Here is a 22,853-nt window from a genome sequence, read left to right as displayed (position 1 = left end):
CCCTTGTCAGCGGTGGCGTGGCAGAGCGGCCTAATGCACTCGCCTTGAAAGCGAGAGACGGCTAAAACCGTCCGGGGGTTCAAATCCCTCCGCCACCGCCGTGTTCAGCGGTGGGCCTGATTCGGCGCCGCCGCGTTGTTGAGGACCGCACCGATTCCGTCGGCGGGAGCAATCCGTTCGTCGGTGCGGACCACCGACGCACCACCGGATATCGCCAGCAGCGGCAGCGCCTCGTCGGCCCGCCGCGTCTTGGCGGTCGCGGCGCCCTGCGTACCGAGCATGTCGGCGCTCGGTGCGACAGCGGTCAGGCCTTCGTCGGAAACCACGGTGGCGTCGTCGATCTCGCCGATGATCATCGTGTCGACCGCACCCTGACTCAGCGCCGAGCAGACCGCACCGAGTCCCTCGACAGCCAGTCCGGATCGCCGGTCAACCTCCTCGGTGAAGCGTGCTGCCGCGGTATCCATGGCACTGCGCCGTTGCATCAGCAGCGTGGAGTCGATGGCCCGTTGAATCTCCTCGAAGTCATATCCGCCGCGCCGGACCGCGATCGGCAGCGGTGTCACCCGTTCGCGAATCCGGTCTGGCAGTGCTGCGGCCAGGCTTGAGCGCGATCCCTCGTCGCCAACCAAGAACAGTGAGCGCCACGACGTGTCGTGCACGAGTTCACCGATCCGGTCCGCGACGGTGTGCAGTTCGGCTTCGATGGTTTCGGAGAGCCGCGTGGCATCGAAGTGGCTGGTGATGAACGCGCCGGCCGGGTCGGCCACGACCAGCAAATAGTCCGACTGGGTGACGCCGTATTCGAGGATGGGAACGATGTACGGCAGTTCGGACACTCGGACGACCGGCCGGGCAGTGGGCCGGAGTAGATACTCGTTGACCAGCACCCCCGACGCGGCTGCGATCACCGCGCGTCCGCCCCGGCCGATCGGCAAACGCAGTTGCAGCACGGCGTGCTCGATTGCGGCGATGATCGACGCGTCCGCTCCGTGCTGCGCAAGTTCGTCGCGCAGTACGCGCCATTTCAGTTCCAGTCGAGCATTGGGGTCGTCGTCGTCGCCCGAGTCCTCGAAGTAGACCGACGCGAACGGACCGGGCACACCCAGCAACTCGCGAAAACGGCCCGAATCCATGCACCATTGTTGCTTGAAAGGCTGAGTCACAAAGCATGTTCAGGGTTTGCGACGGCCCCGACTAGTGCAGTGTCGGCGCATAGCGAAGTACGGCGCCGATTCCGTCGGCGGGAGCGATCCGTTCGTCCGTGCGGACCAGTGCTGCCCCGACGGATATCGCCAACAGCGGCAAGGCTTCATCGGCCCGCAGCGTCTTGGCCGCAGCGGCGCCCTGCTCAGAGAGCACGTCGGCGCTCGGCGCGACAGTGGTCATGCCCTCGTCGGCGACCACGGTGGCGTCGTCGATCTCGCCGATGATCATCGTGTCGACGGTTCCCTCACGCAGCGCCGAGCAAACGGCCCCGAGTCCCTCGGCGGCCAGGCCGGATCGCCGGCCGATCTCTGTGTTGAATCGCTCCGTGGCGCTGTCCACCAGATTCAGCCGCTGGCGTAGCAAAGTGAGGTCGACGGCACGCTGAATCTCCTCGAAGTCGTAGCCGCCGCGCCGGACGCCGATCGATAGCGACGTCGTGCGCTCACGGACTTCTGCCGGCAACCTCGCGAGCAGCCCCGAACGTAAGCCCTCGTCGCCCACGACGAACATCGCTTGGTAGGACGCATCGTGCACCAGTTCGCTGACTCGATCGGCAACGGCGCACGGCCGCGGGTCGTTAGCTTGGGCTGCGGCTTCCCGCTCGGCGAGACTGTTGGCCCGGACCGTCTCCGAATGCCGAGTGGCATTGTGCCGGGTAATCAACGCTCCCTCGGGCTCAACCACGACGAGCAGATAGTGCGCGTGCTCGAGCCCGTGTTGCAGGATCGGGACGATGTAGGGCAGCTTGGATACCCGGACGACCGGCTTCGCGGACGCACGGAGCAGGTATTCGTTGAGCACGACGCCGGTGGCTCCCGCGACCACCGCGCGCCCGCCGCGGCATATCGGCTGGGTCAGTTCCATCACGGCGTGCTCGATCTCGCCGATGACCGATTCGTCCGCGCCCTGCTCGACTAGTTGTTCGTGCAACTGCGGCCACGTACCACGAATCGGCTGCGCGGACCCGTCCTGTTCGTCTGACTCCGCGAAATACACCGAGGCGAACGGCCCCGGCGTATCGAGCAGTAGACGGAAGCGGCCAGTATTCATTGCGCTTAGGTTGCCCATCGGGCCGAAATGCAAAACACGGTCAGCCGTGGGTCGTCCTCGGTGTCGTCGAAGAACGAGCAGTCGCCGTCGCCGCAGTGTCGCCACTGCCGGCGGGTTCAACCGGTCGGGATCTGTGCGGCGATGGTGTTCATCAGCGCCACGTGGCGGCGGGATTCGGGATCCCGGCCGGGTTTGCCGCTGCTGATCAGACCGGCGGCCAGATTGCGCTCGGGGTCGGCCCAGTGCGCGACGTTGACCAGGCCGAGATGGCCGAACGCGGCCGGCGCGTTACGTCCGAACGGCCCGAATTTGGTGGTTCCGAGAGCGAATCCGGTACCCCAGCGAGCCGGCATCAGTCCCATCGCGAAGTCGGGTCGCAACCTGCGGCATTCGGCCACCGCGCCGCGCAGCGTCTCCGGCCGCATAACTTGCACGTCGTCGAGTTCGCCTCCGCGGCGCCAGATTTCAGCGAAGCGCGACATCTCGTTGGCGGTCGACACGGTATTCGACGACGGGATCACCGTGGTCAAGAAGAATGGGGTGTTGGTCACCGGGATCATCTCGTGCATCGTCCCGCCGATCGCCTTGCGGAATATCTGCGCGATCACCGGTGGCAATGGCCGACCGGTGGCATGGCTGGGTGCGACCCGGTCGAGGTCTTGCTTGGCGACGCCGAAGTTGGTCCACCGAAAGCCCAGCGGGTCGAGGATTTCGGTGGCCAGGATTTCGCGAATGTCCTTGCCCGTGGCCGCGTAGACGGTCTCGCGCATCAGTGGCCCCCAGGTCAGCGCGTGGTACAGGTGCATCAACCCCGGCCGGTAGAGCGGCCGTAAATTGCTCAGCATCTCCTGCGCGTACTCGTGATCGTCGGCGCGTTTGAGGTCGGGCAGCGGCCCGGACGGAAACGGGAGGCCGGCGCTGTGGGTCATCACGTGCCGGATCGTGATGCGGTCCTTGCCGTGGCTGGTGAAGCCGGGCATGTAGTTGCAGACGCGGTCGTCGAGTGAGAACACCCCGCGTTCGGCGAGCATGTGCACCACGGTCGCGGTGATGCCCTTGGCCGCCGAGTACACGCAAAACGGTGTGTCGGTCGTGACGGGGATCTTCTCGGCATCGGGATCGTCGGTGGGCGCGTTGCCCCAGCCGTGGCCGATCGCCCGGTTGAGCACGACCCGGCCGCGGTGCCGAATACACAACTGGATCGCCGGGTGCATGCCCGCCTGATACCAGTGGCGGGCGGCCTGCCAGATTCGTTCGATGGCGGCGCCGTCGATTTCCGAGTGATCCTCTTCACCTACCGCGGTGACTGAGTCTAAGTCGGCCGGGACACAGATCTTGCCGTCCGGGGTCATGTTCGCGGTCGTGTTCGCCACCCCCGCGAGGGTACGTGCCGCCCGGCTACTCGCCGGTGAACTGCGGCGGACGCTTGGCGAACGTCGCCTGGATGCCCTCGGTCAGGTCCTTGGACGGCAGGAACGCCGAATTCCAGGCCGCGACGTAGCGCAAGCTCTCCGACACCGCCGCAATGCGCTGCTGGTCGAGCACATCCTTGACGCCGTACACGGCCAGCGGCGGGTTGGCGGCGATCTCGGCTGCGGTGCCGTGGGCCGCGGCCAACGAGGCCTCGGCATCGTCGTACACGTCGTTGACCAGGCCGATTTTCTCGGCGCGGGCCGCGTCGATGTCCTTGCCCGTCAGTGCGAGTTCGCGCAGGTGTCCATCGTTGAGGATCAGGGGCAGGCGGGCGAGGCTGCCGACGTCGGCGACGATGGCCAGCTTGACCTCACGCACCGAGAACTTGGCGTCGGCGCTGGCGTAGCGGATGTCCACCGCGGACACCAGGTCGACGCCACCGCCGATGCACCAGCCGTGCACCGAGGCGATGGTGGGGGTGCGGCAGTCGGCAATGGCGGTGATCGCACCCTGCATGCGCCGCAGCTCGGTGTGGAAATCCGTGCGCGGCCGGGCCAGCGCGCCGTCGGCCATCAACGGCGCGAACGTGCCGCCCATCGCGGGCAGATCCAGGCCGTAGCTGAAGTTCTTCCCCGACCCGGTGATGACGATGGCGCGCACGTCGCGGTCGGCGTCCAGCGCCGCGAACACCTGCGGCATCTCCGACCAGAACGCAGGCCCCATCGCGTTGCCCTTACCGGGTCCGATCAGCGTCACTTGCGCAACGTGATCTTTGATCTCGACGGTGACGGATTCGTATGTATCGCCCATATCGAGACCGTAGCGTGGCGAATGTGCCTCGTGATTTGCGACCCGGACCAGCTCGTCGCGTTCGCCGGCCGCAACCCCGCCGGAAACACGGCGAGGCGCAGCAGGCTCGCAGCTACACCCGCTCGAGGTAGAAGTAGTAATACCGGCCGTTATCCCGGACACCCTTGCCGTTCATGATGCCCATCACGGTGTCGTCGTCGACCGTCTTGAAGTGATCGTGCACGGGCTGGCCGTCGTAGACCATCGTCGCGGTGACCTCGCCGCGGAAGTCCTCGAGCCACAGGCTGGCCTCACCCTTGCCCATCTCCTTGTTGGAGAACTTGTTTCCGTCGGCGTCCAGGCAGACCAGCGGCTGAACGTCGCGGGCGGATTTGAAGGTCTTGCCGTACCAGCGGGCCTTCTCCAGCAGCGCGTTCATCATGTGGCCGGTGAAAAAGTCGCCGCCCTTCCACTCGCCCATCATGCCGTCGATCGTTGCCGGCGCGAGGCTGGCCCAGAAATCGTCGAGCTCGGCGTCGTCGATCTTGTCGCCGCGTTCCTTGAACTCATCGAACTTCTTGCGGGCAAGGCTCATTCGTCAGACCTCCGGGTGGGTAATCCAGTCGCCGGCAAATGCCAGCAGCGCATCGTTTTCGTCGGGCGCGCCGATGGAGACGCGAGCTCCGTCGCTGCCGTACTGGCGAACGACAATCCCCGCGTCGGCCGCCCGGGTGACGAAATCCGGGGTGCGGGACCCCAACGGTAGCCACACGAAGTTCGACTGCGACGGCGGCAAGGCGAAGCCGGCGTCGCGCAACTGCGCGCTGACCCGAACACGGTCGGCGACCAACGCGTCGGTGCGGGCCAGCAATTCGTCGGCGGCGTCCAGCGAGGCGATGGCGGCGGCCTGCGAGACGCTCGTGACGGAGAACGGCACGTACACCTGGTCCAGGGCGGTGATCAGATCCGGGTGGCCGATCGCGTAGCCGACGCGCAGGCCCGCCAGCCCGTATGCCTTCGAAAAGGTGCGCAGCACAACAACGTTGCGCCGAGAACGGACCAGGCCCAGGCTGTCGGGTGCCATGCCGTCGCGGATGTATTCGACGTAGGCCTCGTCGATGGCGATCACGATGTGCGGCGGAACGGCCTCGACGAAGCGGGTCAGTGCGTCCGGGTCGACGACCGTAGAGGTCGGATTGTTGGGGTTGCAGACGAAGATCAGCCGGGTGCGTTCGGTGATCGCGGCGAGCATCGCGTAGAGGTCGAAGGTGTGGTCGATCAGCGGCACTTTGATCGCCGTCGCGCCCGCGACCTGGACCTGCGGCGGGTAGAGCTCGAAGCTGCGCCATCCAAAGACCACCTCGTCACCGGCCGCCGCGGTGATCTGAACCAGCTGCTGGCACAGGCTGACTGAGCCGGCGCCGACAGCGACGTGTTCGGGTTCGAAACCCGAACCCAGATGCTTGGCCAGTGCCGCCTTGAGTTGCACGCAGCCGTTGTCCGGATAGCGGTTGATGACGTCGGTCGCTTGCTCAATGGCGGCGCGGACGCTGGGCAGCGGGCCGAACACCGTCTCGTTGCTGGCCAGTTTCATCGAACCCGGCACCGTCTTGCCAGGAACATAAACTGGCAGCCCGGCCAGCTCTGGCCGTAGGCGGGCAGTCATTTCGACAGCATATGTCCCCGCTGTGTACGCTATGCCTCCGGCGGTTCAGGGATCCCGGGAATGGGTCGGGTACCCTCAGGAAGTCCAAGGGAGGCGTGCCAGAGCGGCCGAATGGGACTCACTGCTAATGAGTTGTCCCCCTTAAAGGGGACCGGAGGTTCAAATCCTCTCGCCTCCGCCAAGGACACAACTGAAGTACCGGCGCCCGTAGCTCAACGGATAGAGCATCTGACTACGGATCAGAAGGTTAGGGGTTCGAATCCCTTCGGGCGCGCTCACTGCCAATTCGGGTTACGGCGTTAGCCGGCCGCGATCGCTACCTCAGTTACGGGTTGAGCCCATTGGAACATCCCCTCCACATTGACCGGAGCCTGGATTCCGGCGGTTCCCGCGGTTCCGGCCAGGCCCGGCGCGGCCGCTGCGGGTGCCACCGCCACCGCGCCAGACGCGCTGGATGCGATGGGGGCCACCGGGGCGATGGGGGTGATGGCAGCGCTGGATGTGATGGCGCCGGTATTGACCGCGGTAACGAAGCCACCGGCGTCGACGGTGACGGTGACGCCAGGGCCAAGAGCGGTGACGCCACCGGCCGGCATCATGACAGCGGCATCGCCGGTTAGGGGTGGCAGCACGGTGAAGGTGCCGCCTTCGAAGAATCCGCCGCCGGCAAAGTTTGTTTCGATGCCAGCGGGGATCGTGTACGTAAATCCGAAGTAGCTCCAGGTCACGTCGGTGATCGTTTTGACCTGGACACCAAAAGCGGTAGTGACGGCGGGGTAGTCGGCGGTGACCGTGACGGTCACGCCGGGTTCCAGGACGGCGCCGCCGGGTGCGACACCAGCACTGCTGCCCACCGGCAGGGTCGTGTCGCCGGCCTCGGCGGACGAGGCTAGCTGGACCGCCGCTTGGGTGCGGGCGCTGGTCGCGTCGCTGGCTGCCCGGGCGACCGCCGCGGTCTGGTCAGCCTGTCCCGATTGGTTTGTGGTTTGTGGCGGCTCGTCATACGGGGCCAGGGTGCTGGCGACCTCGGAGTCCGCGGCATAGGCGTACATCGCGGTGGCGTCCTGGACCCACATCTCCATGTACTGGGCCTCGGTGACCGCGATCGCCGGGGTGTTCTGCCCGAGAAAGTTGGTTGCGATCAACGCCATCAACTGCGCGCGGTTGGCCACGATTGCCGGCGGTGGCACCGTCATCGACAAGGCTGCCTCATAGGCGGCCGCCGCTCCATATGCCTGGGCCGCGGTTTGTCCGGCTTGGGCGGCGCTGGCGTGCAGCCATCCGATGTAGGGCGCGGCCGCGGTGGCCATCCGCATGGACGACGGACCGAACCACCAGCCGGTGAGTCCGGAAATCTCCGACGAGTAGCCGCTGGCGGCGGTTTCCAGTTGAGCGGCCAACGCGTCCCACCCCGCCGCGGCGGCCAACATCGGCCCCGACCCGGTCCGGTGTATATCAATGCCGAGTTGACTTCCGGCGGCAGCAACCCAAAGTCCATGAGCTCCATCTCTTTTCGAGTCGAGGGTGGCAACAATCGACACAGACTTGATCAGAGGACCTGACGGCCTGACCTAGCGCCGCGGGGCAGTGTCCACGGCGTACAGTGAGCTCTTGCTAAATGTAAGTGATCACTTTGGAGACGTCAATGATTGCTTTGGCTCCGACGCGGGAGCGCTTGGTGATGTGGGATTCGACCTTGCTCCGGTCATCGGCGACCGGACGATGGCTGATGCCGTAATCCGGTGTCTCACAGGACGTTAACGCCCGGCTACGAAGCCGTTCGGGTGCGCTGAGCGAGGTGCGCTTGCGCTACGCGTCGCCGTCGCCGGCGTCGCTCTCCTTGGACTTGTCCGGCATCGGCCCCACCGTCGCGATCATGGGGACCTTCAGCGTCTTACCGCCGGCGATCGGCAGGTGGACGGAGAAGAAAACGATCTTCAGCTCCAGGCTCACCTGCCGCATGGGTTGCGCATACAAGTCGAAGCGCATGTCCCGTAACCGTGCCAGTCCGCGTTCGAGCCGACTCATGGCCATGACCCTAGTTGCTCGACTTCTGAGACCGCTATGGACGTGGTCCGAACGGCCGGCGCGTCGGCACGGTCACCGTCTGAGTGACCGTGCTTGTCTCGGTGCTCGGTGACACAGTGACGGTGCTCGGCACAACGGTCGTCGTGGGAGTGTCGGTGCTGGGCGGCGGAGCTGTTTCGGTCACCGTCTGCGTCGGGGCGGGACCACCTCCGCCACTGGGTGGGCGATGCCGAGGCGGCGCCTCGGTAGTGGTGGCCACCGTCGTGGTGGGGGACGGCGTGGGCGTCGTCGTTGTCGTCGGACTCGGGGTCGGCGAGCTGCTCAGCAGCGTCACGACGGCGTAGATCGCCAGCCCGAGCACGATGACCCCAACGGCACCCGCCGCGACCAGCGCTAACGGACGGCGATACCAGGGTGTTGGGGGCTCCGGTTCGGGCGCGGGGTCGTGTCCGCCGCCGTATCGAGCCGCCATCGTCGGCTCGTACTCGGAGTAGTAGTCGGGTTCCTCTGGATAAGGAGGCACGTCAACCGATGCTAGCGCCGTCAGGACTCGTTGCCGATGTGGGTCAGCGCCCGCTCGAACAGGTGGACCGTGGCCGCGTGGAGTTGATCCCCGACTTCTTTCTCGGCCTTGCCGGCGCAGGCACGAGCCAGCGTGCCCTCGATGACGATGCCCAGCTTGAAACAGGCCAGCACGGTGTACCAGGTGATCTGCGACAGGTCGCGGGTGGTGTTGGCGGCGTAGCGCTCGAACAGCTCGTCGGTGCTGGCCAATCCGTCCTGCCCGCCCAGGGCATGGCTGAACACGCTGGATCCGTCGGACTGGCGCCAGGTGGCCAGCAGCCAGCCCAGGTCTAGCAGCGGGTCACCGATCGTGCACATCTCCCAGTCGACGATCGCGACCACGTCCGGCCCGGTGCGGGAGAACATCACGTTGGCGGCGTGGTAGTCGCCGTGCATGATGCCCGGCGTCCAGGTCACCGGACGATGATGTTCCAGCCAGGTCGATACTTCCTCGATGCCCGGGATCTGCGGCCCGGGGTAGCCGTCGTACTCGCTGTAAGAGTCCAGCTCCGAAAGCCAGCGCGGCACCTGGCGTTCCAGGAAGCCCTCCGGCTTGCCGAAGTCGGCGAGACCCACCGCGACGTGGTCGATGGCGCCCAGCTTCGCCAGTGCATCGGCCATCGACAAGCCCATGCCGTGCCGCACGCCGGCATCGCCCGCGTGGAGCGGCGCCAGGCCCTCGCCTGCGTTGAATCCGTCGACCGGGTCCATCAGGTAGAAGACGGCGTCGCCGAGCACACTCGTGTCGTCGCACACCGCGATCAGGTGCGGATGCGGCACATCGGAACCGACCAGCGCCGCAAGGACTTTGGTTTCTCGCAGGATGACACTGTTGCTGCGCGGACGCAGGTGTCGTGGTCCGCGCCGCAGTACGTAGGGCCGGTGAGACCTGACGAACCGCAGCATCACATTCTGCGTCCCGCCGGTGACGGCGGAAACGTCGTGCAGCGGGCCCTCGCCCAATCCCTGCTCGGACATCCCATTCCGCGACGGCATCCAAGTCCACTTGCTCCACGTGGTGTGAACCTACTCTGCGGGCACTGGGCCCTTCGGTTTCGGTGTGTACCGGACGGTCTGGGCGCGGATCATGCCGCCGCGGAACACGAAGGTGTCGACGCCGTCGTCGACCCGGTTGATCGCCGAATCGGCGGCCCACTCGAGGAACAAGACGTCGTCGTCGAAGAACTGCGTCTTCAGGTCCCAGGCTGCGTTGGGCAGATCGGTGAGTAAGTTGGCGAAGACGTTGCGGATGCCGTCCTTGCCGCGCGCGACGCCGGAAGGGCCGATCACCACCGAGTCATCGGCATAGTCGGCGACGATCTCGTCGAGGTCGCCCGCAACCAGCGCCTTCCCGTGATGAGCGAAGACTTCCTGCGGCGTACGTGTCATCGCGGCGCTCCTTTTCCAACCTGTGGACCCTCTGGGAAAAAGCCTAATTCACCCTCCGCGGGTGCCAGGAGGTGTCGGCGGCTGTAAGAATAGTGAACGCCAGCGACTATCAAGGTGGAGAGGAACGGCGATGCCGCGCACCGACAACGATTCCTGGGACATCACTCAGAGCGTGGGAGCCACCGCACTCGGCGTTGCGGCGGCCCGCGCCGCTGAGACCGAGAGCGAGAATCCACTCATCAACGACCCCTTCGCGCGTGTCTTCGTGGACGCCGCGGGGGAGGGGATGTGGAGCCTCACCGCCGATCCCGCCCTGTTGGCCAAGGCAGCCGAAATCGAACCCGTTGTGCGTAGCCGGGTCCAGGTGATGATCGACTTCATGGCGACCCGGACGGCGTTTTTCGACGAGTTCTTTCTCGGTGCGGCCGACGCCGGTGTCCGTCAGGTAGTCATCCTGGCGTCGGGTCTCGACGCCCGCTCGTGGCGCCTGCCGTGGCCCGCCGGCACCGTGGTGTACGAACTTGATCAGCCCAAGGTGCTGGACTTCAAAACGGGCACGCTGAAAGCGCACGGTGCAGACCCGACGGCCCAGCTGGTTACCATACCGATCGATCTGCGGCAGGATTGGCCGAAGGCATTGCAGGATGCAGGGTTTGACGCTTCGAAGCCGAGTGCCTGGTCTGCCGAGGGGCTGGTGCGTTACCTGCCGTCGAAAGCCCAGGATTTGCTTTTCGAGCGGATGCATTCGCTCAGCGCGCCGGGCAGTTGGCTGGCGTCCAACGTACCCAGCCCAGGCTTTACCGATCCCGATCGGGTACGACGGCAGCGTGAAGACATGCAACGCATGCGCGCTGCGGCTGCCAAGCTGGTCGACACGGAGGTCACGGATTTCGACGACCTCTGGTACGCGGAGGAGCGCACCCCGGTCGACGAATGGCTACGTGAACATGGCTGGGATGTGTCGGCGGCAAGCTTCGACGAGTTGATGGCCCGCTACCACCGCACCATGCCGGAAGGCGCCGACGATGCCATGCCGCCCACCCTGTACGTGTCCGCACAGCGACGTCATTAGGGCGTGATGACGATTCGCTGGTCGGCGTCGGTGTCGTTGAACGCGGCCTCGACTTCGGCGAGCGGCACCGCACGGGCATCGAGTTTGAAACCGCCGCTGCTGATCTCGGCGGCAATGGCAGGCAGTTCGGCCAGGATGTCGCGGGTGGGCACCGAGCACTGGCCGCTGCCCACGATCTGCAGGCGTACGGCACGCAGTGCCGCGGAGAAGATCTCGGCCGAAGGTCCCGCGACCGAGCCGATTTCGAGCCAGGTGAGCGGCTTTCCGCGATCGGTGCGGTGGGTGGCGATACCCGCCATCACCTGAGCCGTGATCGGACCCCACAGATAGTCGATCACGACATCGACGTCGCGTGCTGCCCGAGCGAGATCGCCTATCGCAGCGTCATTGTCGATTTGAACGACGGCGTCGGCTCCTAGCCCGGGCAGGGCGGCGAGCCGCCGCGCGTCGCGTCCGGCGCCGATGACATCAGCGGCGCCCAGTTGTTTGGCGACCTGTACTGCCATCCGGCCCGAGCTGCCGGTGGCGCCGAGAATCAGCACCGTTTGCCCGGGCTGGAAGTCGATGCGCCGGCGCAGCGCCAGCCACGAGGACATGACGGGGTTCATCGCCGCGGCCACCAGGACGGGGTCGGTGCCGTCCGGAAGAGCGACACTGCGGCGTTGGTCAATGACGGTCCGCTCAGCCATCGCGCCCATCGTCGTGTCGGGCAGCACGAAGTAGCGAAGCGTGCCGTCGGGCGCGCGGCCCACCCCGTCGATGCCGGGGACCAGGGGTAGCTCCCCGGAGCTGGTGTAATGCGAGCCGTCAGCCTGAGACCGCACCCGCGGATGCAGGCCGGCGGCGATCACGTCGACTACCACCTCATCACCGGTTTGCGGAGTGGGACTGGGGAACTCGCGGTAGGCGGGAGGCCTGTCGAACGCGGTGACAACGGCTGCGTGCATGGTTGTCCTCCTTAACGATGACTCTAAAATTAGATGGTAACGCGAACTAGAATAGATGGTATTATGAACTGTTTCAAGGTATGATTTTCCGCATGGAGGCGGTCGACGTGCTCAGGGGCAGTCTTGTGCAGGTGTCATTCGGGGTGATCGCGGTGCTGAACCGTGTTGCCGCCGAACACGATCTGTCCCTGACGTTGCTGCGGGTGTTGGGGATACTGCGTGATCGCGAGCCGGCGATGGCCGACCTGGCGACCTACCTCGGGCTGGAGCGCTCGACCGTCAGTGGGCTCATCGACCGCGCGGTCCAGCGCGGCCTGGTTCGAAAGGCCACTGACCCCGTCGACGGCCGGTCGGTACGGGTCAGCCTCACGACGGAGGCGCGCCGACTGGAGGTTCGGGTCATCGCCGAGATCGGTGAGCTGATGGCGCCGATGGCTGGCGGGCTGAACGCCGCTGAGCAGAAGCGGCTCACGGCACTATTGGCCAAAATGCTTGAGCGCTAGGGTCGCCGACCGACCCGCCCGGGTGGGTCGCTCAATGGCGGCTCATTAGCAGTGCTCAGGTCGTTATTTTCAGGCTGCATAGGTTAGCCACGGCGATGTTTAGACACGCGTTCAACGGGTATCGCTACGCAACGAGAAAATCCTTCTCGAACACAACGGAGGTCACGATGCGTGGTCGCGGAATAATCGGCGCGATCGTTTTGGTGTGGCTGCTCGTTGGGGTTTTCGCAGCATGGCAACGCGATTACTTCAAGACCGGGCAAACAGATTGTGTCACAGCGGGAAACATCGCGCTGACAGTGGTCGCGGGGCCTTTGAACTACGGGGGCGTCAACCCGAAAGTCAAGGATTGCCACGTACCGCAACCCAGTTCAATGCATAGCAACAACTTAGAGTCCCTCGCGTAAAGGAAACTGTCATGGTTGTCTTGGGCATCGTCCTACTCATTCTCGGATATGTTTTCGCTATTCCTTTGCTGTGGACGATTGGCATTGTCCTAGTCGTCATCGGCGCGGTGTTGTGGGTCCTCGGCTCGGTCGGGCGCCCGGTCGGCGGCAGGCGGTACTGGTACTAGCCACCGACAGGCAGGCTCGCCTGCGGTTTCACAGGACACACAAAGGAATGTCATAGCGGCGGCCCAGTCGCTCGCGGATACTGGAACCTGTGCCGCAGCCTCGAACCTCCGTAGAGCGCGTTGTGATGTGCCGTGCGGACGGCAATCCGATCAACGTGCTGGTGGTGGACGACGAATCGGTTTTGGCCGAAATGGTGTCGGTGGCGCTGCGGTACGAGGGCTGGAACATCGCGACCGCCGGTGACGGGTCGTCGGCAATCGCGACGGCCCGGGCCCAGCGACCCGATGTGGTCGTGCTCGACGTGATGTTGCCCGATATGAGCGGGTTGGACGTATTACACAAACTGCGCGAAGAGAATCCGCAGCTGCCGGTGCTGCTGTTGACAGCCAAGGACGCGGTGGAAGATCGCATCGCCGGGTTGACCGCGGGTGGTGACGACTATGTCACCAAACCGTTCAGCATCGAAGAGGTGGTGCTGCGGCTGCGAGCGTTGTTGCGGCGCACCGGCGTCACGACGGTGGACAGCGGCGCGCAGCTGGTTGTCGGCGACCTGGTGCTGGACGAGGACAGCCACGAGGTGACTCGGGCCGGTGAACCGATTTCGTTGACCTCCACCGAGTTTGAGCTGTTGCGGTTCATGATGCGCAACTCCAAGCGGGTGCTGAGCAAGGCGCAGATTCTCGATCGGGTGTGGAGCTACGATTTCGGCGGCCGTTCCAACATCGTCGAGCTGTATATCTCGTACCTGCGCAAGAAGATCGACAACGGTCACGATCCGATGATCCACACGTTGCGCGGTGCGGGTTATGTCCTCAAGCCAGCCGGCTAGGACACGGCGAGTCTGGTCGCTTCGGCTGCGGCTTCTGGTCGGCCAGGTCGTCGTGCTCGCCTTGGTCTGCGTCGGGATCACCGCGGCAACCGAACTGTCGCTGAATCATCACTTGGTCCGCCAGCTCGACGGGCAACTCAGCGGGACCTCGCACCGCTCGGCGTTGATGTATCCCGAACCGAACCGCCCGGGATGGCACCACCAACAACACTCGTATTACCCGCGCCCGGGCCCGGGCCCGCGGTTCCTCGATGCTCCCGGCCAGCCGGCGGGCATGGTCGCCGCGGTGGTCAGCGATGGTAAGACGGTCGACGCCGGCTACCTGACCAGCATCGGTTCCCGGGCCGCGTTGAGCGATAGGGCCCAGGACCAATTGGCGGCGATCGCTGGCAGCCGCGAGCCGGTGACCCTGGATCTCGACGGCCTCGGCCGGTACCGTGTCGTCGCCGCACCCAGCCGGCGCGGGGGCGACTTGATCGTCACCGGACTGTCCATGTCCGACGTCGACGCCACGCTGCTGCAGATGCTGGTCATTTTTGGGGTGGTCACCGTAATCGCATTGGCCGCGGCCACGATCGCCGGGATGGTGATCATCAGGCGAGCGCTCGCGCCGCTGCGCCGCGTCGCGCAGACCGCGCGACGGGTGTCGAACCTGCCGTTGGACCGCGGCGAAGTCGATTTGCCGGTGCGGGTTCCCGAATCCGACGCCAACCCATCCACTGAGGTGGGCCAGCTCGGCTCGGCGCTCAACCGGATGCTCGACCACATCGCGGCCGCGCTGTCGGCGCGCCAGGCCAGCGAGACCCGGGTCCGTCAGTTCGTCGCCGACGCGAGTCACGAACTGCGCACGCCCCTGGCCGCGATCCGCGGCTACACCGAACTCACCCAGCGCATGGGCGATGACCGCGAAGCGGTGGCCCACGCGATGAGCCGCGTCGCGTCCGAGACCGAGCGGATCACCCGCCTCGTCGAGGATCTGCTGCTACTGGCCCGTCTGGACTCGGGCCGGCCGCTGGAACGCGAAGCGGTCGACTTGTCACGGGTGGCGGTCGACGCGGTCAGTGACGCGCACGTCGCGGGACCGGATCATCAGTGGGAGCTCGACCTGCCCGAGGAACCCGTGGTTGTGGTCGGTGATGCGGCGCGGCTCCATCAGGTGTTGACGAATCTGCTTGCCAATGCCCGCATCCACACCGCCGCGGGGACGGTGGTGACAACCCGGCTGAGCACCGAACCGACGCACAGTTTGCTGCAGGTGATCGACAACGGCCCCGGCATTCCGGTGGCATTGCAGTCCGAGGTGTTCGAGCGGTTCGCCCGCGGCGATACCTCACGCTCCCGCAAAGGGGGCAGCACCGGGCTGGGATTGGCGATCGTCTCCGCCGTCGTCAAGGCGCACAACGGGACTATCACCGTCAACAGCTCGCCCGGTCATACCGAGTTCACGGTGCGGCTGCCACTCAACGGGTGGCAACCGCCCGCGGCCTCGCTTAGCTAGTGCAAGTGACGTCGATCTCGAAGGGCTTGTTCACCGGCTGCATGGGGTTGGCCATGTCAACGCCGGTGGCATTCCCGGTGATCTTGTAGGTGTTGCCGCTCTTCGTGGCCGAGGCGTTGCCGCCGCCGCCAGCCGCGGCGTATGCGAGTGTCACGCCGTTGACGTTGCCCAGCCCAACGGACGTCACTACGGGCGGGTTGGCGTCGGTCAGCACGGCGGCGATGCCGGTCGCGGCCCCACCGATCGCGATGTTGACGTTGCCGCCTGCCGTTGTGCACACGACCGAGCCGCTTACGTTCTGGTCCTTACCGTCGATGATCACCTTGGTGCCACCACCTCCGCCGGCACTAGCGGAAGTGCTTGCGCCCGACGAGGACCCACTCGAACTTTTCTTGTCGCTCGAACAGCCGGAAATACCGGCGACCAGAATGGCTGCTCCGGCTACCGCGACCGTCAGTTCACGCTTCACCTGTTCTCCTTTGCCCGATCGTTGCGGCCCTCAACAATGAGGGCCGTCAACGCAGTATGCGGGTTTGCCTGGCTGCAACCAAGGGGTTGGGCCAAATTGTTTCGTCCCGGTTAACCCGGCCGCTCTCAACCTGTGCTTTCCGGCAAGGGTGCGTTGATGGCAATGTATTGCCGGTGGACCACAAACCTCCCGCCGCGGTCATCGAGTCGGCGCATCGCGAACATTCGCTGCCCTGGGACGACACAACGGATTTCGACAATGCCGACCGTGGATTCATCGCGTCCCTGTCTCCCTGCGTCATCAAGGCGGCCGACGGGCGTGTGGTGTGGGACAACGATGTCTACGCCTTCCTTGACGGTCCCGCGCCAAGCTCGGTGCACCCCAGCTTGTGGCGCCAATCGGGGCTGAACGCCAAACAGGGCCTGTACGAGGTGGTGCCGGGCATCTATCAGGTCCGCGGCTTCGACATCTCCAACATCAGCTTCATCGAGGGCGACACCGGGATCATCGTGATCGACCCGTTGGTGTCCACCGAGGTAGCCGCCGCGGCACTGGACCTCTATCGCACCCACCGCGGCAGCGACCGCTCCGTAGTCGCCGTGATCTACACCCATAGCCATGTCGACCATTTCGGCGGAGTGCTGGGCGTGACATCGCAGGCGGACGTGGATGCGGGCGCGGTTGCCGTACTGGCGCCGGAGGGGTTCACCGCGCACGCCGTTCAGGAGAACGTCTACGCCGGTCCGGCAATGACTCGCCGAGCCACGTATATGTACGGCAGTCTGCTGGCGCGCGGACCTCAGGAGCAGGTGGGCTGCGGTCTTGGTCAGGCCGCCTCCAGCGGTGAGGTGGCCATCATCGTTCCGACCATCGATATCCGGGAGACCGGCGAGAAGCACACGATCGATGGTGTGGAGATCGAATTCCAGATGGCGCCCGGCACCGAGGCTCCCGCCGAAATGCATTTCTACTTCCCACGTTTCCGCGCGTTGTGCATGGCCGAGAATGCCACCCACAACCTGCACAACCTGCTCACTTTGCGTGGTGCGCTGGTCCGCGACCCACACGCCTGGTCGGGCTATCTCACCGAGGCCATCGACACTTTCTCCGGACGTTCCGATGTCGTGTTCGCCTCCCACCACTGGCCAACCTGGGGACGCCAGAGCATCGTCGAGTTCCTGTCGCTTCAGCGCGACCTGTACGCCTATCTGCACGACCAGACTTTGCGGCTGCTCAACCAGGGCTACACGGGGGTCGAGATCGCCGAAACATTCGAGATGCCACCGGCTTTGGACCGGGTATGGCATACCCGGGGGTACTACGGATCGGTCAGCCACAATGTCAAGGCCGTCTACCAACGTTATATGGGCTGGTTCGACGGCAACCCGGGCCGACTGTGGCCGCATCCCCCCGAGGCCCTTGCGCCCCGCTATGTCGACGCGATGGGCGGGATCGACCGCGTCGTCGAGCTTGCCCAAGCGGCCTTCGATGCCGGCGATTTCCGTTGGGCTGCAACGCTGCTCGATCATGCAATCTTCACCGACGGTGATCATGCCGCCGCTCGCGCGCTGTACGCGGACACCTTGGAGCAACTGGGCTACGGCGCCGAGAACGCGACGTGGCGCAACTTCTTCATGAGTGGGGCCACCGAACTGCGCGACGGAAACTTCGGTACCGCGACACAGGCCACATCGCCGTCAATGGTGTCGCAACTGACGCCTGAGCAAATCTTCGACAGCCTTGCCATTCGGGTCAACGGGCCCCGCAGCTGGGACCTCGATATCGCCATCGACCTGACCTTCGCGGACCTGGCCGTGAACTACCGGCTCGCGCTGCGCAACGGGGTGCTCGTCTATCGCAAAGTCGGCGTCGACCCCGCAACGGCAACCGTTACGGTCAAGCTGGACACCAAGATTCGTCTGCTGAGGACGGCGATGGGGGACTTCACGTCGCCGGGCTTGGAGATCTCCGGCGACCACAATGCGCTGCAGGCATTTCTGGGCGTCCTGGACGAGCCCAACCCGAGCTTCAACATCGTCACGCCGTAACCGTCGGGTCACGCGACGTCGATGACGACCTTGCCCAGGACTTTGCGATCGGCGACATATCGCAGTGCCGCGGGAGCCTCGGACAGCGGGAATCGCGCGCCGACGTAGGGCCGGACCGTGCCCGCGGCGAACATCTGTGTCAACTCTTCAATGTCGCGCACGGCCTCATCGGGGTAGTCGCTCATGAAGGTGCGGATTTCCATACCGCGCACGCAGATATCTTTGAGCATTACGAGATTGAGCGGAATCGCGGGGATCGTGCCCGCCGCATAGCCCAGGGTGACGAAGGTACCGCCGCGCGCCAGACCGCGCAGCGCCGGCTCCGAATACGAGCCCCCGACCGGATCCAGCACCACTCGGGCGGCATCTCCGGTGAGTTCACGGATCCGCAGCTTGAGGTCCTCGCGGTCGTAATCCACAACAGCCTCGGCACCGCGCTGCCGACACAGCTCGAGCTTGTCCGGGCTCGACGCCGCGGCCAGCACGCGAGCCCCCATCGCTACGGCCAGGTCAACGGCGGCCAGACCCACTCCGCCTGCCGCGCCCAGCACCACGACCCAATCTCCTTCTGTGACAGCGGCGGTCGACCGCAAGGCGTGGTATGCGGTGCGGTAGGTCACGCCGAAGGCCGCAGCCGACGCGAAGTCGGCGTCGTCGGGGATCAGCGAGGCCTGAGTCGTGTCGAGCAGCGCCTGTTCGGCGAATGCCCCGAAGGTGGTTCCGGCTACCCGCTGGCCCGGGCGAAACGCCGCGTCAACACCGACGGAGATCACCTCTCCGGCAATCTCATTGCCGGGGATGAATGGCGGTGGAATCTTGATCTGGTACTTGCCGGCGATGAACAGTACGTCGGGGAAATTGACTGCTGCGGCGTGTACCCGCACCAACATCTGGCCGGGCGCCGGAACGGGCTCGGGAACATCGTCGAGCACCAAACTCTCCGGCGGACCGTAGGAGTGACAGACAACGGCGCGCATCAACTGACTCCCAATCCGTTGAGGTAGAACTTCACCACGTGTGCGATGTCGTCGGGCGCGGGCCGAACGGCCGATCCCATGTATCGGCGCATCGTCGCCGCCGTGCAGCAGAACACCGCTTCGACGTCGCGCTCGACATCGGTACTTCCCAGTCCCGCAATCGGTTCGACCAGAAGATCGCGCAGCGGGTACATCATTTCGTGATCGACCGTACGCCAGTTCGTCGCCGTCGCCATCTGACCGGCCGCAGCGCGGCTTTTCCTGATCAGGTCGGGCTCGGCGACCTGTGCCAGCGTGCCTTCGATCCAGCGGGCGATCTTGTCCCGCGGTTGGGACTCCTTGGCCATCTGGTGTTCGAGGTAGGACAACACGATTCCCACCCCGCGTTCCATTACCGCCAGGATGAGATCGTCCTTGCCGGCGAAATACCGGTAGAACGCCTTGTTCGACGACCCGGCCTCGGTGACGATGTCGCTGACACGCGGCGCCTCGGGCGCGACGCGCTCCATCACCCGTACCGCGGCAGCCAGGATGCGTTCGACCTCCGCGGTAGCCCCCCGCTGCCGGTCGTCGAGGGCGCGCTCGACGGCTGCGGTGACCCTGTTGGTCATGGCGAATGTGGTTGCGCGGGAACGCTACCAACGAGAGCGCCGTACTTTTCCCGGGCCGCGGCGCGACGAACTTCGAGCATTTCACTGGGCCAGTCGCCTTGTTCGGCGTCGTACCCCTTGAGTAGCATCCGGGCCAGATTGACCTTGTGCGCCTCGGTCGGCCCGTCGGCCAGGCCGAGCGCGATGCCGCCCAGCAACACGTTGACCAGGGGCAGCTGATCGGTAAGCCCGAGCGCGCCGTGCACTTGAATAGCCCGTAGCGCAATCGATTTCATCACCTGGGAAGCAAGAATCTTGCACACGCCGATTTCGGCGCGGGCACCATGCTCGTCGCCGCTGTCGATCAGCCACGCGGCGTGCAGCACCGTCAACCGGAACGGGATTAGCTCGGTATAGGAGTCGGCGACGAACTCTTGCACCAGCTGCTTGTCTGCCAACGAGCTACCCTGGGTGAAGCGGCTTTTCGCGCGCCGCGACATCATGTCGACCGCGCGCTGCGCCATCCCGATGGCGCGCATCGCATGGTGCAGCCGCCCGCCGGCCAATCGGGTTTGCAGGATCAAAAAGCCCTGACCGGGCTCGCCGAGCAGCGCGTCCGCAGGTACCCGCACCCCGTTGTAGTGCACCAGGGAATGCCCCGGTTCATGCGGGTCCGCTCCCAACAGGTGGTGGTTGGCTTCCAGGATCAGCCCTTCGGTGTCGGCGGGGATCAGGAACGTCGAGGCGCCGCGATGGACGGGTACGTCGGGATCGGTGATCGCGACGACAATGAAGAACGATGCGACAGCGGCGTTGGAGGAGAAGTACCTTCGCCCGGTGATCACCCACTCGTCGCCGTCACGGACGGCACGGGTGGTGAACACGCGCGGATCGGCACCGCCTTGCGGTTCGGTCATTGAGAAGCAGGAAAATATCTCGCCGGATAGCAGCCCGGACAGGTAGCGGTCCTTCTGGTCCTTCGTACCGAAGCGCGCGATGATCTCCGCGTTGCCGGTATCGGGCGCTTGGGTGCCGAAGACGATCGGCGCCCACGGGCTGCGGCCCAGAATCTCATTGATCAACGTCAGCTTGACTGCGCCGAAGCCTTGCCCGCCCAGCTCCGGGCCCAGATGCGGTGCCCACAAGCCATTGTCGCGGACCTGCTGCTTGAGCGGATCGACGATACGCCGCCGCTCGTCATTGAGCGGCAGGAACTCGCAGCCCGGGAAAAGCACCTCAAGCGGCTCGACTTCTTCGCGGACGAACTCGCGAACCCAGGCGAGCTTCTTCTCGAACTCCGGCTCGGTAGAGAAGTCCCATGACATTCGAATACTCCTACTCGTTCATCCGTGCCGACCGGCTGCGCCCGGCTGTGCCGCGCTTGCGATCGCCACGTTAGGGAATTCCGCCGTCGGTCCGCAGAATCGAACCGGTCGTGAAACTGGACGCGTCGGACGCCAAGAAGAGTGCGGCGCCGACAACTTCGCGCGGATCGCCGGCGCGTTTCAGGTGGAGGTGGCTGAAGTTGTTGTCTCCGGACAGATCCCACGCCTTGCTGACGTCGGTCAGGTAGGGCCCGGCCATCAGCGTGTTGACCCGTACCGTCGGACCGTATGCCTGCGCCAGCCCTTCGGTCATCGCGTTGAGCCCGGCTTTGGCGGCCGCGTAGGGAATGATGCCACCGTTGGGCCGCAGCGACCCGGTGGAGCTCACGTTGATGATCGACCCGCTGCCCGCGGCGACCATCCGCTCACCCACTAACGCCGATAACCTAAACGGCCCTTTAAGATTCAGGTTCACCACCGCGTCGAACAGCTTCTCGGTGACGTTGCTCAGCTTGTCGTACAGCGGCGACATGCCCGCGTTGTTGATCAAGGTGTCGACTTTGCCGAACCGCTCGTAGGTGGCAGCGACCAAGCCGTCGAGTTGATCCCAGCGTCCGACGTGCACACCATAGGGCATCGCGGCGCGCCCGGTCTCGGACTCGACCTCCTTGGCGGTGGCGACGCAGTTATCGAAGTTGCGGCTGGCGATCACCACGTCGGCCCCGCAGCGCGCGGCAGCGAACGCCATTTCCCGGCCCAAACCACGGCTGCCGCCGGTGATCAGCACCACGCGGTCGGTGAGTTCGAAAAGTTGGTCGGCATAACCCATTTCAGCGCGCTCCGGCAGGCAGGTTGTGGGCCATCTGAGCCGCCGTCGCGATGAGCGCAAGAATCATCGGCCCGAATGCATCGGTGATCTTCGGGTCGACTTTTCCGGTCCGCACGCCGGCAGCGTACGTCTTTTCCAGCACGATGCCGAGTTTCCAGTTGGCCAGCACCAGGTAGTAGTCGATGTTCTCGGTGGAAAGCCCGCTGACTAACTCGTAGTGACTCAGCAATTCGCTGCGCGTCGGCATCCCGGCCATGTCCAGATAAAACCCGTCCGCCTTGGGGGTTTCGCCGTCGTAGCCCAGCAATGCCCAGGCGAGATCGAGCAGTGGATCGCCTACCGTCGTCATCTCCCAATCCACGATCGCGGCGAGCTGAGCCGTGCCCCCATGCGCGAACATCACGTTGGCGAACTGGTAGTCGCCGTGCATGATGCCCGGCTGGTACTGCGCGGGCCGATTGCGGCGCAGCCATGCGGTGGCCTCGTCCAGGCCGGGCAGCTCGCGGACCTTGTAGGAGTCGAGAAACGCCAGCCAACGATCGACTTGCCGATCGTGAAATCCGTCCGGGCGGCCGAAGCCCTCGAGTCCTTGGCGTCGCCAGTCCACCCGGCCCAGCTTGGCGGCACCCTCGACGAGTTCGAATGCGAGGCCGCGGCGGGCGTCTGGGTCGGTGTCGAACGGTGGCTGCCAGCCCCCGTCCATCGGGCTCCAGCCGTCGATCGCTCGCATCACGTAGAACGGCATGCCGAGCACGGTGCCACTGTCATCGGCGGCGATCAGCTCGGCGTGCGGTACATCGGTGCCGGACAGTGCCCGCACCAGCCGGATCTCGCGCAGCAAGCCGTCGATCCGGGCGGCGTCCGCGCGGGCGCCGGGCATCCGCAGCACCATGCGCTCGCTGCCACGTGCAATCAGATACAGCGTGTTCTGCGAGCCGCCTTTGAGTTGTTCCAGCAACGGTTCTTCGCCGCCGCCCGGTGCGTCGTTGGCATCGAGCCATCGACCCAGCACACCCGGGTCCAGTTGGGTTTCACCGGCAGTCGTCATTGTCCGCACACCCCACTCTCTGTGTGGAGAATAGC

The 22,853-nt window shown here is 65.3% G+C and carries 23 protein-coding genes, 3 tRNA genes and 2 pseudogenes; 10 read left to right on the top strand and 18 right to left on the bottom strand.

The window, feature by feature from the left end; genetic code table 11:
• The first annotated feature begins 11 nt into the window (after positions 1 to 11).
• A tRNA-Ser gene (locus DB708_RS26190) sits at positions 12 to 98 on the top strand.
• Positions 99 to 104: 6 nt separating this feature from the next.
• Here the strand turns inward: DB708_RS26190 and DB708_RS26185 are convergent.
• From DB708_RS26185 to DB708_RS26160, 6 genes are all read right to left on the bottom strand, one after another.
• Complete coding sequence (locus tag DB708_RS26185) at positions 105 to 1,136, bottom strand: baeRF2 domain-containing protein (RefSeq protein ID WP_108926372.1); 1,032 nt, start codon at positions 1,134 to 1,136, stop codon at positions 105 to 107.
• Between the two features lie 61 nt (positions 1,137 to 1,197).
• Entirely contained in the window at positions 1,198 to 2,259 is a 1,062-nt protein-coding gene (locus tag DB708_RS26180; RefSeq protein ID WP_108926371.1) for an Rv2629 family ribosome hibernation factor, read from the bottom strand.
• Positions 2,260 to 2,375: 116 nt separating this feature from the next.
• Entirely contained in the window at positions 2,376 to 3,611 is a 1,236-nt protein-coding gene (gene lipE, locus DB708_RS26175) for a lipase LipE (RefSeq protein ID WP_108926513.1), read from the bottom strand.
• Between the two features lie 46 nt (positions 3,612 to 3,657).
• Complete coding sequence (locus DB708_RS26170) at positions 3,658 to 4,482, bottom strand: crotonase/enoyl-CoA hydratase family protein (RefSeq protein WP_108926370.1); 825 nt, start codon at positions 4,480 to 4,482, stop codon at positions 3,658 to 3,660.
• Between the two features lie 112 nt (positions 4,483 to 4,594).
• Positions 4,595 to 5,056 carry a DUF4334 domain-containing protein gene (locus DB708_RS26165; protein ID WP_108926369.1) on the bottom strand — a complete coding sequence of 154 codons (462 nt, stop codon included), beginning with the start codon at positions 5,054 to 5,056 and terminating at the stop codon, positions 4,595 to 4,597.
• 3 nt (positions 5,057 to 5,059) lie between these two features.
• Positions 5,060 to 6,127 carry a pyridoxal phosphate-dependent aminotransferase gene (locus DB708_RS26160; protein WP_108926368.1) on the bottom strand — a complete coding sequence of 356 codons (1,068 nt, stop codon included), beginning with the start codon at positions 6,125 to 6,127 and terminating at the stop codon, positions 5,060 to 5,062.
• Positions 6,128 to 6,216: 89 nt separating this feature from the next.
• On the opposite strand from DB708_RS26160, the gene DB708_RS26155 reads away from it, so the two are divergent.
• Together DB708_RS26155 and DB708_RS26150 are read left to right on the top strand one after the other, a co-directional pair.
• Positions 6,217 to 6,308: transfer RNA gene (locus DB708_RS26155), tRNA-Ser, on the top strand.
• A gap of 20 nt (positions 6,309 to 6,328) precedes the next feature.
• Positions 6,329 to 6,401 (top strand) — tRNA-Arg (locus DB708_RS26150).
• A 661-nt stretch (positions 6,402 to 7,062) separates the two neighbouring features.
• Here DB708_RS26150 and DB708_RS27905 read toward each other — a convergent pair.
• The 5 genes and pseudogenes from DB708_RS27905 to DB708_RS26125 all read right to left on the bottom strand — a co-directional run.
• A pseudogene (locus tag DB708_RS27905) lies at positions 7,063 to 7,625 on the bottom strand (PPE family protein); the annotation flags it as partial.
• Positions 7,626 to 7,936: 311 nt separating this feature from the next.
• A complete protein-coding gene (locus tag DB708_RS26140) occupies positions 7,937 to 8,155 on the bottom strand; it encodes a hypothetical protein (RefSeq protein ID WP_108926512.1) in 219 nt (72 codons plus the stop codon).
• 34 nt (positions 8,156 to 8,189) lie between these two features.
• The gene (locus DB708_RS26135) at positions 8,190 to 8,678 is read right to left on the bottom strand and encodes a hypothetical protein (RefSeq protein ID WP_108926367.1); all 489 of its coding nucleotides are present in this window, start codon (positions 8,676 to 8,678) and stop codon (positions 8,190 to 8,192) included.
• A gap of 20 nt (positions 8,679 to 8,698) precedes the next feature.
• Positions 8,699 to 9,734 (bottom strand): annotated as a pseudogene (locus tag DB708_RS26130) (phosphotransferase family protein).
• An 11-nt stretch (positions 9,735 to 9,745) separates the two neighbouring features.
• A complete protein-coding gene (locus DB708_RS26125) occupies positions 9,746 to 10,108 on the bottom strand; it encodes a nuclear transport factor 2 family protein (protein ID WP_108926365.1) in 363 nt (120 codons plus the stop codon).
• A 130-nt stretch (positions 10,109 to 10,238) separates the two neighbouring features.
• On the opposite strand from DB708_RS26125, the gene DB708_RS26120 reads away from it, so the two are divergent.
• Positions 10,239 to 11,180: a class I SAM-dependent methyltransferase gene (locus tag DB708_RS26120; RefSeq protein ID WP_108926364.1), complete on the top strand. Its 942-nt coding sequence runs from the start codon at positions 10,239 to 10,241 to the stop codon at positions 11,178 to 11,180.
• Here the strand turns inward: DB708_RS26120 and DB708_RS26115 are convergent.
• Complete coding sequence (locus tag DB708_RS26115) at positions 11,177 to 12,127, bottom strand: quinone oxidoreductase family protein (RefSeq protein ID WP_108926363.1); 951 nt, start codon at positions 12,125 to 12,127, stop codon at positions 11,177 to 11,179. The genes DB708_RS26120 and DB708_RS26115 overlap by 4 nt on opposite strands.
• 92 nt (positions 12,128 to 12,219) lie before the next feature.
• On the opposite strand from DB708_RS26115, the gene DB708_RS26110 reads away from it, so the two are divergent.
• The 5 genes from DB708_RS26110 to DB708_RS26095 all read left to right on the top strand — a co-directional run bounded on the left by DB708_RS26110 (position 12,220) and on the right by DB708_RS26095 (position 15,532).
• Positions 12,220 to 12,630 (top strand): MarR family winged helix-turn-helix transcriptional regulator, encoded by a 411-nt coding sequence (locus tag DB708_RS26110; protein WP_235616962.1) that lies wholly within the window; start codon positions 12,220 to 12,222, stop codon positions 12,628 to 12,630.
• 167 nt (positions 12,631 to 12,797) lie between these two features.
• Complete coding sequence (locus DB708_RS27900; RefSeq protein ID WP_108926511.1) at positions 12,798 to 13,037, top strand: hypothetical protein; 240 nt, start codon at positions 12,798 to 12,800, stop codon at positions 13,035 to 13,037.
• Between the two features lie 11 nt (positions 13,038 to 13,048).
• Positions 13,049 to 13,204, top strand: coding sequence for a DUF6131 family protein (locus DB708_RS27380; protein WP_165839933.1), 156 nt, complete (start codon positions 13,049 to 13,051; stop codon positions 13,202 to 13,204).
• Between the two features lie 125 nt (positions 13,205 to 13,329).
• Positions 13,330 to 14,034 carry a response regulator transcription factor gene (locus DB708_RS26100; protein ID WP_108926361.1) on the top strand — a complete coding sequence of 235 codons (705 nt, stop codon included), beginning with the start codon at positions 13,330 to 13,332 and terminating at the stop codon, positions 14,032 to 14,034.
• Positions 14,012 to 15,532, top strand: coding sequence for a sensor histidine kinase (locus tag DB708_RS26095; RefSeq protein ID WP_108926360.1), 1,521 nt, complete (start codon positions 14,012 to 14,014; stop codon positions 15,530 to 15,532). Before DB708_RS26100 ends, DB708_RS26095 begins: the two co-directional genes overlap by 23 nt.
• Here DB708_RS26095 and DB708_RS26090 read toward each other — a convergent pair.
• Positions 15,525 to 16,001: a lipoprotein LpqH gene (locus DB708_RS26090; protein WP_108926359.1), complete on the bottom strand. Its 477-nt coding sequence runs from the start codon at positions 15,999 to 16,001 to the stop codon at positions 15,525 to 15,527. The two genes, DB708_RS26095 and DB708_RS26090, sit on opposite strands and share 8 nt — an antisense overlap.
• A 167-nt stretch (positions 16,002 to 16,168) precedes the next feature.
• On the opposite strand from DB708_RS26090, the gene DB708_RS26085 reads away from it, so the two are divergent.
• Positions 16,169 to 18,049, top strand: a complete 1,881-nt coding sequence (locus tag DB708_RS26085) for an alkyl/aryl-sulfatase (RefSeq protein ID WP_165839932.1) — start codon at positions 16,169 to 16,171, stop codon at positions 18,047 to 18,049.
• A gap of 8 nt (positions 18,050 to 18,057) precedes the next feature.
• On the opposite strand, the gene DB708_RS26080 is transcribed toward DB708_RS26085, so the two are convergent.
• The 5 genes from DB708_RS26080 to DB708_RS26060 all read right to left on the bottom strand — a co-directional run bounded on the left by DB708_RS26080 (position 18,058) and on the right by DB708_RS26060 (position 22,818).
• The gene (locus DB708_RS26080) at positions 18,058 to 19,026 is read right to left on the bottom strand and encodes an NADPH:quinone oxidoreductase family protein (protein ID WP_108926357.1); all 969 of its coding nucleotides are present in this window, start codon (positions 19,024 to 19,026) and stop codon (positions 18,058 to 18,060) included.
• Positions 19,026 to 19,637 carry a TetR/AcrR family transcriptional regulator gene (locus DB708_RS26075; protein WP_108926356.1) on the bottom strand — a complete coding sequence of 204 codons (612 nt, stop codon included), beginning with the start codon at positions 19,635 to 19,637 and terminating at the stop codon, positions 19,026 to 19,028. Before DB708_RS26075 ends, DB708_RS26080 begins: the two co-directional genes overlap by 1 nt.
• Entirely contained in the window at positions 19,634 to 20,941 is a 1,308-nt protein-coding gene (locus DB708_RS26070; RefSeq protein WP_108926355.1) for an acyl-CoA dehydrogenase family protein, read from the bottom strand. Before DB708_RS26070 ends, DB708_RS26075 begins: the two co-directional genes overlap by 4 nt.
• Before the next feature lie 70 nt (positions 20,942 to 21,011).
• Positions 21,012 to 21,770: an SDR family NAD(P)-dependent oxidoreductase gene (locus DB708_RS26065; protein WP_108926354.1), complete on the bottom strand. Its 759-nt coding sequence runs from the start codon at positions 21,768 to 21,770 to the stop codon at positions 21,012 to 21,014.
• Between the two features lies 1 nt (position 21,771).
• The gene (locus tag DB708_RS26060) at positions 21,772 to 22,818 is read right to left on the bottom strand and encodes a phosphotransferase family protein (protein ID WP_108926353.1); all 1,047 of its coding nucleotides are present in this window, start codon (positions 22,816 to 22,818) and stop codon (positions 21,772 to 21,774) included.
• Between the last annotated feature and the right edge of the window lie 35 nt (positions 22,819 to 22,853).

Source organism: Mycobacterium montefiorense (assembly GCF_003112775.1).
Taxonomy (GTDB): domain Bacteria; phylum Actinomycetota; class Actinomycetes; order Mycobacteriales; family Mycobacteriaceae; genus Mycobacterium; species Mycobacterium montefiorense.
Note: the sequence above shows the minus strand (reverse complement) of the source record. Positions and strands in the feature narration are given on the sequence as shown.